The sequence below is a fragment of the Aerococcus tenax genome (genome assembly GCF_003286645.3).
In the GTDB taxonomy this organism is placed as follows: domain Bacteria; phylum Bacillota; class Bacilli; order Lactobacillales; family Aerococcaceae; genus Aerococcus; species Aerococcus tenax.
Map to the genome: position 1 here is coordinate 2,028,280 of NZ_CP127382.2, position 11,502 is coordinate 2,039,781.

Sequence of the window (11,502 nt, forward strand, 5' to 3'; positions counted from 1 at the left end):
AGACCAGCCTTTACCTAAACTTACAAATCGAAGGGGGAAGCTTACAGTTTTGTAAGGTTAATTGATGTTTATTAACTCAAGGCCTGACTGCGCTTAGCTGTGCTTATATCTACTCCACGGTCCCAGAGAAGATCCTTTCTTTAACTTCAAGCCAAAGAAAAAATGTCATACCATCACTGATATGACATTAATGATAAAAATTCTCATCAACACGATTTGACAAAGTACCATTGTTTATCGACATGATTTTGATCTCAGTCGTTGTCTTAGCCCCTAATAATGGCGACAATGACCTCTTGCAGGGCTTGGAGGCCTTCCGCACTGACAAATTCGTATTGGCCGTGGAGGTTTTCCCCGCCGGTAAAGATATTAGCGGTAGGGAGGCCCTTGAAGTTGAAGACACAGCCATCCATGCCGCCACGGAAGGGTTGGACATCAGGTTCAATGCCACAGTCCCGGTAAGCCTTCAGCGCCCGTTCCATAACGTAGGGATGGTGGTCGAGAACTTCTTTAATATTCTTGTACTGGTCCGAAATTTCATAGCGGATCCGCGGCCGTTTATACTGGCTATTGATCTTATCCACCACTTGGGCAAAGATTTCCTTACGTTCCTGGAACTTGTCCGGGTCATGGTCACGGATAATAAAGACTTGGTGAACCTGACCTAAGTCCCCACTTTGTTCGGTTAACATGAAGTAACCCTCATAGCCATCGGTCTCTTCAGGCACTTGGTCCTTGGGCAGGTCGTTGACGATCTGAGCCCCTAGGTGCAAGGGATTAATGGCATTGCCCTTGGAAGAACCGGGATGGACACTCTTGCCCTCGATCCAGACTTCTACCTGGGCCGCGTTAAAGGTCTCTCCTTCAATCTTACCCACCCGGCCTGAATCTGGTGTATAGGCAAAGTCGGCCCCAAAGCCTTCCACGTCAAAACGGTAGGCCCCTAAAAGGCCAATTTCTTCATCGACCACAAAGGCGATTCTGACTTTGCCGTGCTCAATTTCGGGGTGGTCTAGGAAGTATTCCATGGCCCCAATGATCCCCACCATACCAGCCTTGTCATCAGCACCAAGCAGGGTGGTCCCGTCACTGGTAATCAGGGTCTGGCCCACATAGTCTTTGAGAAAGGGAAATTCGGCCACTTCCATGACAATCCCTTCATCCTCGTTTAAAACAATGTCCTCGCCGTCATAATTTTCATGGACCTGGGGTTGAATATTTTCCGCATTGAAATCAGCCGTATCCACATGGGCGATAAAAGCAATCACGGGGTAGTCTTTGTCAGTATTGGCTTCTAAGGTCGCCGTCACACAGGCCCGCTTACGGTCAAAATCGACCTCACTTAGACCCAGTTCCTTCAGCTCTCCAGCAATGCTTTCTAAGAAGTCCAGCTGACTTTTACTACTGGGAAAGCTGTCACTATGCATATCTGAGCGAGTATTAACCTTGGCATAGCGAATAAAACGCTCGCTTAAACTTTCAGACATGGTCTAGCTCCTTTCTCATAAGCTTTTACAGCTATCTTTCACTGTTTATATCAAATTGTCAAACCTTTTGTGCAATAAAAATCCGCACTCAGACAATAGGTATATTTGATTGTAGAAAAAATGAGGCCTTATGACATCGATCTTTTCTGACCTTAAAAGCAAAAAGTGCTTTTACCCATGTTGATGACACAGGCCTAAGCACTTTCGGAGTGATTTTTGAAATATCGTTTGTTATTACAATGATTCTTTTCTTTACAATGTGTCCTTCTTTTCCACGATTAGGTCTCAGCGCTTGGATTTGTTATTCTTCCCCAGCCAAGCGAAGAGACAACCCACAAAGACTGCTCCCAATCCTAAAACCAGCCAATCCTGAGTCTCACTATCCAAGCCAGTCTTAGGTAAATCCGCTTTTTTATGGACTTGTTTTTGACCTGGTTGGTATGGATTTGTGACAGGATGTTCCACTTTTGTTGAGGTCATCGGTGGTGTCTCTTGCTTCTTTGGTTTATCCGGCGGCGTCACAGGTGATGTTTCCGGTTTCTTCGCTTTGTCCGGTGGTGTCACAGGTGGCGTTTCTGGTCCCTTTGGTTTATCCGGAGGCGTCACGGGTGGCGTTTCTGGTCCCTTTGGTTTATCCGGAGGCGTCACGGGTGGTGTTTCCGGCTTCTTCGGTTTATCCGGTGGCGCCACAGGTGGCGTTTCTGGCTTCTTCGGTTTGTCCGGCGGCGTTACAGGTGGAGTCTCCGGTTTCTTCGGTTTGTCCGGAGGCGTCACGGGTGGCGTTTCCGGCTTCTTTGGTTTATCTGGTGGCGTCACGGGTGGCGTTTCTGGTTTCTTTGGTTTATCCGGCGGCGTCACAGGTGGCGTTTCCGGCTTCTTCGGTTTGTCCGGAGGGGTTTGTGGTTCTTCTGGAGGATAAGCTTGGTTAACTACTTTAAAGCCGTCCTTCATCCTTCCTAAGTAAGTCACTTTAAAACACTGTCCAGCGACTTGTATCGATCCCTTGTATTCATCTACTTCCTTAATACTGTATTCATAGACTTTGGTGTTTTCAATCGATTCGTAAACTGGCAGGTCTTTGAATGAACCGGACCAGTGATTTTCCGCTGACAAGGTCAGCTTCTTACCAGTCGCTTGGCCATCACGGTAAAGTTCCACTTCAAGTTTATCTACTGGCGCGTTCAGCGATTCACCCTGAGAATTCAGCCAGGTCTTCGTCACTTTAAGCTCTCTGGTTGGAGGTGTCATTGGTGTCCAGGATGGCGTTTCTTGGTTGAGAATAGTGAAGCCATCCTTCATTGTCCCTTGATAGCTCACCTTGAACCATTTTCCAGCGACTTGAATTGAACCCTTGGCTTCGCCTACTTCTTTAATACTGTATTCGTAAGCCTTAGGGTTCTCAATCGATTCATAAACTGGCAGGTCTTTGAAAGATCCGGCCCAGTGATTTTCCGCTGACACGGTCAGTTTCTTACCAGTCGCTTGACCGTCGCGGTAAAGTTCCACTTCAAGTTTATCTACTGGCGCGTTCAGCGATTCACCCTGAGAATTCAGCCAGGTCTTCGTCACTTTAAGCTCCCGAGTCGGTGGGGTCATTGGGGTCCAAGATGGGGTTTCTTGGTTAGCCACTTTGAAACCATCCTTCATCGACCCTTGATAGCTCACCTTGAACCACTTTCCAGTCAACTGAATTGCACCCTTGTCCTCGCCTACTTCCTTAATGCTGTATTTGTAAGCTTTGGTGTTTTCAATCGATTCGTAAACGGGCAGATTCTTAAAGGCCCCAGTCCAGTGGTTTTCTGCCGACAAGGTCAGTTTCTTACCAGTTGCTTGGCCATCACGGTAAAGCTCCACTTCAATGTTATCGATTGAAGCTTTCAATGCCTCAGCTTGGGCATTCAGCCAAGCCTTCGTCACTTTAAGCTCCCGAGTCGGTGGGGTCATTGGGGTCCAGGTTGGCGTCTCTTGATTGAGAATAGTGAAGCCACCCTTCATTGTTCCTTGATAGCTCACCTTGAACCACTTGCTAGAAACTTGAATTGAACCCTTGTCTTCACCCACTTCTTTAATACTGTAGTCGTAGGCTTTGGTGTTTTCAATCGATTCGTAAACGGGGAGGTCATTGAAAGCTCCACTCCAGTGGTTTTCCGCTGACAAAGTCAGTTTCTTACCGGTTGCTTGACCATCACGGTAGAGTTCCACTTCAATTTTATCTACTGGCGCGTTCAGCGATTCACCCTGAGAATTCAGCCAGGTCTTCGTCACTTTAAGTTCTCGACTCGGTGGCGTCATTGGCGTCCAGGTTGGCATCTCTTGATTAAGAATGGTAAAACCGTCCTTCATCGTCCCTGAGTAAGTCACCTTGAACCATTTTCCATCAACTTGAATAGCCCCTTTATCTTCACCTACTTCTTTAATACTGTATGCGTAGGCTTTGGTGTTTTCAATCGATTCGTAAACTGGTAGGTCTTTGAAAGCTCCAGTCCAGTGGTTTTCTGCCGACAAGATCAGTTTTTTACCAGTGGCTTGGCCATCACGGTAAAGTTCTACTTCAATTTTATCAACTGGCGCGCTCAGTGACTCGCCTTGGGAGTTTAACCAAGCTTTCGTCACTTTGATTTCTCGTCTTGGTATCCTGAATGGGATTTCGGTGTTGGTAATTATGAAACCTCGACTGACATCACCAGCTACATTTTGTCTGATATCCGTCCGATATCCTGCCACAGGGGCTTCTTCTACGGTATATTCAATGGGACTGCCGTCTGACTTGAATTTAGCTAGATTTTCAAAAGTATGCATCCAGAAGGTATCAACTGAAATTTTGCCTTCTTGAATCTTTTCACCGTCTGCTTTTAAGAAAACGGTGACCTCCTTTAACATCTTCCCTATCCAAAACTTAGTGACTGGAATTGATAGTTTTTCTTCTACCTTTTTATTAGTAATAGATTTAATGGCCAAGTTCTCTGGATTATCAAAGTCTTTGGCCCCGACAGCTATGGGACGAGGATCCAATTGATAGCCGACTGGTGCTTGACTTTCCTTCAAGGTGTAAGCATCTCTCAGTAGGTTTTTAATCACGATTTCTCCCGCTTGGTTGGTCTCATACTCACCAATAAGGGCGCCAGTACGGTTGCGAATCAGCTTAAATTTAGCGCCTGCTAAGGTTTTATTGGGATCCGCTTGATCCGACTTGATCAGTTTAATCTGATAAACATAGCCTTGGGCCTTACCCCCAGCGGAAATATAGCGATAACGACTGATGCCTTCCTCATTGTTAATCCCATCGCCAGTAAGTCGCACGTAATTTTTAATGACTTCTCCGTCAAGAGCTTGGTAGTCAATTTGGGCCCGGTAGGTAATCATCAGGCCTTGATCAGGTCTTAGGCGTCCAAAGTGAATGTTGAAACTTTTATCATTCTCTCCCCAAGTAATCTTCACTTGGGAGGTCACATTCCTCCCATAGTTAAAATCAAAATCACTTTTATTATCGTTCCACTGCCACTTGCCCATATACACGCGCAAACTATTCTTGAGGTATTCCACTTTTTCACTGACTAAGGCGTCTGAAATGACCCCGTTATAAATGTCTTGTCCCTTGCGATTAATCGAAATCCGATACTGGATGATATTATCCCTTACTCGGCTTTTCCAGGCATCCTTTTGTAAAGGATAAGCTTTGGCTCGTTTGACCCCTTGCCAACGTATATTCCCAGCAAAGATCAGCTGGTTACCGATTTTAAAATTCAGAGGAATATTTTTGGCTTTCTTCTCCTTAGTATGGTCAACCCGGGTGGAGAAAAATAGGGTCCCCTTGATCCCCGAATGTTTTTCGACATAGTCAGTGTAGGAAAGGGTAAGGGTCTTGGATTGTGGATTAACATAACCTCTAGCAACCACTGCCCCGGTCGAATCCTTGACGCCAAAGCGATCAGGGGTATCTTTAAAGACCAGCTCCTTAGGCAACTGAATCGTGGTGATATCTCCCGCTTTAATGGTATTATCCGGAAGTTGAAAGTCCATATTGACCTTAATCGTCATCCATTGGTAGGCGCTATTGACTTGCTGACCATTTGCCTTGGTCACGCTTACCCCTGTAATCACATCGTCATGGTGCTTTGGGGCACTTCTTTCTGCCACATCGACAGCCTGGTCGAGTAGCTTGTCTGCTTTGTCCGCTTCCCTAGTGGCTGAGGCTTGCGCAGGCTCTTCGATATCTTTAGGAATTTCCTCTTCTTTGACCCGCTTAGTCTGGATCGTTTTAGTGGAAGGCCTTTCTTCCTCAGTCACTCTAGGATTGATGGCATGTGCACCATCACTAGCTACTGCACTTGCTTGGACTGGTTGGGTATTTTCCTTTAATGTCGCTGGTTCTTGTTCGCCTCCTTCTTTCACATGGCCAGCAACTTGACTCGTCGTGTCCTTCTTCTCGATTGAATTTACTTCTTTGTGAGATTCAGAACTTGGAGTGCCCTTATCCTGATCATTTACCTCATTTATTGCCATAACTTCCTGATTAGCAATGGGCGGTCCCAGCTCCTTAGCCTCTACTCGAGTCGGCATGAAACTGAAAATTAACATTGCTATTGCCAATAATAAAGCAGTAAATCCCTTCTTCATTTTTCAACCCTCCTCAATCAATTTTTAAAGCAATCAAAAGGTCTTAAGCAAAAAGATAAGGGTTAATAAAACCAGGATATTACTAACCATTCTTGCCCAAGCTTTCCCGCTTTTGACTTAGGAAAAGGCATCATGATTCCAATCATTTCTGTTTTTCACATTTATTTTAGCACGTTACCTAAATAAAAACTATTTAAAATTGAAAACGTTTTAAATAAGTTTATTTATTATTAATTCTTGTTCATAAACACAAAAAGCCTGCTAAGACTTATTGAATGACTTCAGTCTTAGCAGGTAGATAAGAAAGCTTCTATTAAAATTTGCTCTGGACATTTTTCTTCTAAACCTGCTCCAAGCGCAGAGCAAGCGTCCTCTTCAGAAAATTCCAACGCACAGCTTTCCTGTGCTTATGGTATTTTCCTCCAGCGTTTCACTTTTTTGTTGTCAGCTCGCACTCTCTTCTAAACCTGCTCCAGTCACAGGACGAACGTCCGCTTCAAAAACTGGTAACGCTCAGCTTTGCTGAGCTTATCCCAGTTTTCTCCAGCGATTTCGTCCTTTGGTGTGACTGTCGCACTCTCTTCTATTGGATGGGTTTCTTATTGGGCAAACCGGCCTTGCGGGGGTATTTATTGGGGGTTTCTTTACGTTTTTCAATGACTAGGAGATGGCGTTCGCCGGCTTGGCCAGGGAGTTCTAAGGCCAAGTCTTGACTAAACTTGCCCCCTAAAGTCGCAATGGCCTTCTTAGCATCAGCGATTTCTTCATCCGCCTTGGCTGCCTTCATGGCTACAAAGAGGCCGCCTTTTTTCACTAGGGGTAGGCAGTATTCACTTAAAACGCTCAAGCGTGCGACTGCCCGGGCGGTGGCTAGGTCAAATTGCCCGCGGAAGGCCTTATTTTGTCCAAAATCTTCGGCCCGGTCATGGTAGGCTGAAACGCCTGCTAGTCCCAGTTCTTCCGTCACAGTTTCAATAAATTTGATCCGCTTGTTCAAGCTGTCAACAATACTGACCTGTAATTGGGGAAAAGCAATCTTGAGCGGGATGCTGGGAAAACCCGCTCCCGATCCCACGTCAACCAGCTTTTTACCCGTCAAATCGGTCTCCAAGCTAAAAGCCAGGGTCAGGGAATCATAAAAGTGTTTCAAATACACTTCATCGCGGTCGGTAATGGCGGTGAGGTTAATCTTTTCATTCCAGGAAACCAGCAGTTGGTAGTAGCTCTCAAATTGTTGCATTTGTAAATCGGTCAGGTCAATCCCCTGCTCAACCAGGGCTGCCTTAAATTCTTCTGGGTTCATGTCAAATCCTCCTTTGACTTTATCCCATTCATTATAGCATAGGCAAGCTCGGTCTAGAAATCATCGCCAAGGAATCATTTTTGTTCTTCAAACTAAGATAACTTGCCTTCCTAAAAGAAAAAACTTGCGCTCCTTTCCCCTTCATCTGCTAAGCTATATGAGTAAAGTAAAATTGCACGTGGAAAGGAGCCCGTAAGATGGGACTGACTTATCTCGGTGAACTTTTCATTCTCATGATGGAAAGGGTCGGTTTGATTGTTCTCTTAGCCGTTCTCTTAGTTCACTTCACCTATTTTAAGAAACTACTGGTACAAAGAAATTCGCCTAAGCGAATGTTGTCTTTAATTATTTTGTTTGGCTTTTTTGCCATTCTCTCTAACTTAGTCGGGATTCAAATTACTTCAGAAGGCCTCAAGTATTCTGGCTTGCTGACTCAGATTTCTCCTAATTCATCCATTGCTAACACCCGGTCCCTAGCCATTGGGGTGTCCGGATTTGTCGGTGGCCCCTGGGTGGGAAGCGCGGTCGGCTTAATCGCTGGTGTTCACCGCTTCTTCCAAGGTAATGGATCCAACGCTTTCTATATGGTCTCTTCACCCCTGATTGGTTTTCTAGCCGGTTACGCGGGCAAAAAATCTTCCTCCAGCAATGCCTACGCCCCCTTCATCAAGCCCATCAAGGGGTCACTAGTAGCAGTGGGCTTAGAATGTATTCAACTGCTCTTTATCGGAATCTTCTCTCGGGAAGGTTGGCCTCTGGTCCAATTAATCGCCCTGCCGATGATTCTCTTAAACAGTGTGGGGACCTTTATCTTCCTCTCAACAATTGTCAATACCCTGATCCAGGAAGAACAAGCTCGGGCCGTCCAAACCCACGATGTCCTCGCCCTAACCATGCAAACCCTTCCCTACTTGCGGTCAGGTCTGGAAGGGCTCAAAGGGGAGAAAGCTCAAGAACTAGCAACCATGATCAAGGCCTCCACCAAGGTTTCGGCGGTTTCTTTGACCAACCAAAGCAAAATCCTGGCCCATGTTGGAGCGGGGATCGACCACCACTTTCCCAGCCACGATGTGATTACCGAGCTATCCCGGGAGGTCATTGAATCGGGACAGATGCGGATTGCCCACAGTAAGAGCGAAATTGGCTGTACCCATCCTGATTGCCCCCTAGAAGCCGCTATTGTGGTGCCCTTGAAGTCCAACCAGCAAGTCCTCGGTTCCATGAAGCTCTACTTCACTAACCCCAGCCAGCTCTCCTATGTGGAAGAGCAACTCGCCCGTGGTCTAGGGGCCATCTTCTCCATGCAGCTGGAACTGGGGGAAGTCCAACTACAAAGTAAGTTACTCCAAGATGCCGAAATTAAGTCCTTACAAGCCCAAGTCAACCCCCACTTTTTCTTTAATACCATTAATACGATCCTGGCGGTGATGCGCTTTGACCATGACCGGGCTCGTCAGCTCCTGCTCCAATTAACCACCTACTTCCGCCATAATCTCCAAGCCAGCCGGCAAACCAAGATCCCGGTGGAAAAGGAATTGGAACACCTCTATGCCTACCTGTCCTTGAATGACGCCCGTTTCCCTGACCGCTACCATATTGAACTGGACATGCCCGAGGCCCTTAACCAATATCTCCTGCCGCCCCTCTGTATCCAGGTCCTGGTAGAAAATGCGATCCGCCACGCCTTTCCCGACAAGAAGGACAATAATACTGTAGTCATTGAAATTAAGAAGCTGGACGACAAACTGGAAATTGTGGTCGCAGACAATGGTGTCGGGATTGAGGAAGACCAACTCCAACGCCTAGGTAAGGAAAGTGTCGAATCCAAGGAAGGGACTGGGACAGCTTTAGAGAACCTAGCAAGGCGGATTGAGAACCTTTACGGCGACAAAGGCAGCTTCCAAGCCGCCAACCGTCCAACTGGTGGCGCTCGCTTTACCCTGACATTTCCCTTAGAATTAGCTAACAAGGAGGACTAACGATGAAAGTTTTGATTGTTGATGACGAACAAATGGCGCGCCAAGAGCTGGCTTACTTGGTCAAGGAACACGACCAGGTTAGCCAGGTGAAAACCGCCGACAGCATTGACCAAGCCATCACCATGATGTTGGATGAAAAGCCCGATATCCTGTTTTTAGACATCCACCTCGAGGGCGAAACCGGCTTTGACCTGGCAGAGAAATTAAAGGCTGTCCATAACCCACCCTATCTCATCTTTGCCACAGCCTATGACCAATATGCCCTGGAGGCCTTTGAAGCTAATGCCAATGACTATATCTTGAAACCCTTTGAAGAGTCCAAGATCCATGCCGCCATCGATAAATACTACCAAAGCTTGGAACGGGCTAATGGCCAAGTCGACCCAGACCAGGAAAGTAAACGCCATGAGGCTATCCCTATCCAAAGTAATGACCGGGTCTACCTCCTCCGTCCCGAAGAAATCTACCTGGTTTCGGTCCAAGGTCATACCCTCAGTATCGAAACTTATGACAAGACCTATGACATGGCGGGGAGTTTGAGTGCCATTGAGAAGAAATTACCCAAGGACCTCTTTTTAAGAACCCATCGCTCCTACTTAATTAATATCGACCAGATCCAAGAAATCCAACCCTGGTTCAACCAAACCTACCAAGTGACTTTGAGAAACGGCAGTAAGGTGCCCGTTTCACGGTCTTATCTTAAAGATTTTAAGGACCGCCTGCCTATCGAATAAAAATTAAGCCTGTATTTAATGTCCAGGCTCATGTAAGTTATGTTCCAATCCTCGTATCTTATGAATAAAACCGCTTCCATCCTTGTTATTAGGCTAAACTATGATTGTCAGATAAATGAAGAGTTAAAAAATAACAAACAAAGGGAGCGATTCATAATGGAAAAGAAACAAACAGAAAAACAAGAGGTTAAGCAAGCCAACTTTCTAACTCAAGCGGGGATCTTTGCAGTGATTATGTTAATTTCATCCTATCTATCTAAACTATCCCCCATCCCCATGCCAGCTTCAGTGATTGGTTTAATCTTACTTTTCGCCAGTCTCTGCCTAGGCATTGTCAAACTGGAACAAGTGGAAAGCTTATCACAAAAACTGATTTCGATCCTTTCCTTCCTCTTCGTCCCCTCCGGAATTTCCTTAATTAATTCTCTCGGGATTATGGCCACATCCGGCGTACAAATTGTTTTCCTAGTCATCTTCTGGACCATCATGGCCATGGTATTCATCGGTTACATCGGTGAAGGCATTGAATGGGTACGTAAGAAAGTATCCAGCTCACAAGAAAGCAGCGAAAGTTCTTACTCATACAGTAACAATGTCAGCCACTAGGGCGCAGTTGTTCGATCAGTAAGCAGTCAAGAGAAGAAGGAGCGTTCATCAGATGTCAGCTTATTTAGGAATTGTTATTTCATTTGTTGCCTTTGGGATTGGGACTTGGTTATACAACCGCTTTAACCATTTCTTCCTCTTTACCCCACTCTTTGTCGCTATGATTTTAGGGATCGGTTTCTTAGTCGTCACCGGCATCCCTTATGAAGCTTATCAACCCGGTGGAAAGGTGATCATGTTCTTCCTTGAACCAGCCACCATCGCCTTTGCCATCCCACTCTATAAGCAAAGAAAACTACTGGTTAAATACTGGAAACAAATCGCTATTATGTTAGTTGGTGGGATGGCCCTTTCCTTGGTATCACTAGGAATCATGGCCAAGTTAATCCATATGGATAACTCAATCATTGCCGCCCTCTTACCTCAACCAGCGACCACCGCTATTGCCCTACCGATCGCAGAATCCTTAGGCGGTATCTCCTCCATCACTGCAGCAGCCGTGATCTTTAACGCCGTGATCGTTTCCGCAGTCGGTAAAGGCCTGCTCGAATGGCTCCATATCGAAGATCCCGTTGCCCGTGGCCTTGCCTTAGGGACAGCCGGACACACCATCGGAGCAGCCGTTGGTTTAGAAATGGGTGAAACCGAAGGCGCGATGGCTTCCGTTGCCATGGTCGTAGTCAGTGTCTTGACCGTCTTCGTTGTCCCCATGATCGCACCACTCTTTGGTATCTAATCCCTACTTTAAAATACGCACCCTTCAAAAAAATCACTCT

General features: G+C 46.2%; 7 protein-coding genes. 4 read left to right on the forward strand and 3 right to left on the reverse strand.

Features of this window, described 5'->3' with window-relative positions:
- Positions 1–266: 266 nt before the first annotated feature.
- The 3 genes from pepT to rsmG all read right to left on the reverse strand — a co-directional run bounded on the left by pepT (position 267) and on the right by rsmG (position 7,407).
- On the reverse strand, positions 267–1,487 hold the full coding sequence (gene pepT / locus DBT50_RS09355; protein ID WP_111852296.1) for a peptidase T: 1,221 nt from the start codon (positions 1,485–1,487) through the stop codon (positions 267–269).
- Between the two features lie 285 nt (positions 1,488–1,772).
- The gene (locus DBT50_RS09360) at positions 1,773–6,104 is read right to left on the reverse strand and encodes a Cna B-type domain-containing protein (protein ID WP_111852297.1); all 4,332 of its coding nucleotides are present in this window, start codon (positions 6,102–6,104) and stop codon (positions 1,773–1,775) included.
- A 583-nt stretch (positions 6,105–6,687) separates the two neighbouring features.
- On the reverse strand, positions 6,688–7,407 hold the full coding sequence (rsmG, locus tag DBT50_RS09365) for a 16S rRNA (guanine(527)-N(7))-methyltransferase RsmG (RefSeq protein WP_013670093.1): 720 nt from the start codon (positions 7,405–7,407) through the stop codon (positions 6,688–6,690).
- A 197-nt stretch (positions 7,408–7,604) separates the two neighbouring features.
- On the opposite strand from rsmG, the gene DBT50_RS09370 reads away from it, so the two are divergent.
- The 4 genes from DBT50_RS09370 (at position 7,605) to lrgB (ending at position 11,462) form a co-directional block, all read left to right on the forward strand.
- Positions 7,605–9,386, forward strand: a complete 1,782-nt coding sequence (locus tag DBT50_RS09370) for a sensor histidine kinase (RefSeq protein WP_111852298.1) — start codon at positions 7,605–7,607, stop codon at positions 9,384–9,386.
- 2 nt (positions 9,387–9,388) lie between these two features.
- A complete protein-coding gene (locus tag DBT50_RS09375) occupies positions 9,389–10,120 on the forward strand; it encodes a LytR/AlgR family response regulator transcription factor (RefSeq protein WP_111852299.1) in 732 nt (243 codons plus the stop codon).
- Between the two features lie 156 nt (positions 10,121–10,276).
- Complete coding sequence (lrgA, locus tag DBT50_RS09380) at positions 10,277–10,726, forward strand: antiholin-like murein hydrolase modulator LrgA (RefSeq protein ID WP_111852300.1); 450 nt, start codon at positions 10,277–10,279, stop codon at positions 10,724–10,726.
- Between the two features lie 52 nt (positions 10,727–10,778).
- Positions 10,779–11,462, forward strand: a complete 684-nt coding sequence (gene lrgB, locus DBT50_RS09385) for an antiholin-like protein LrgB (RefSeq protein ID WP_013669843.1) — start codon at positions 10,779–10,781, stop codon at positions 11,460–11,462.
- The last annotated feature ends 40 nt before the right edge of the window (positions 11,463–11,502 follow it).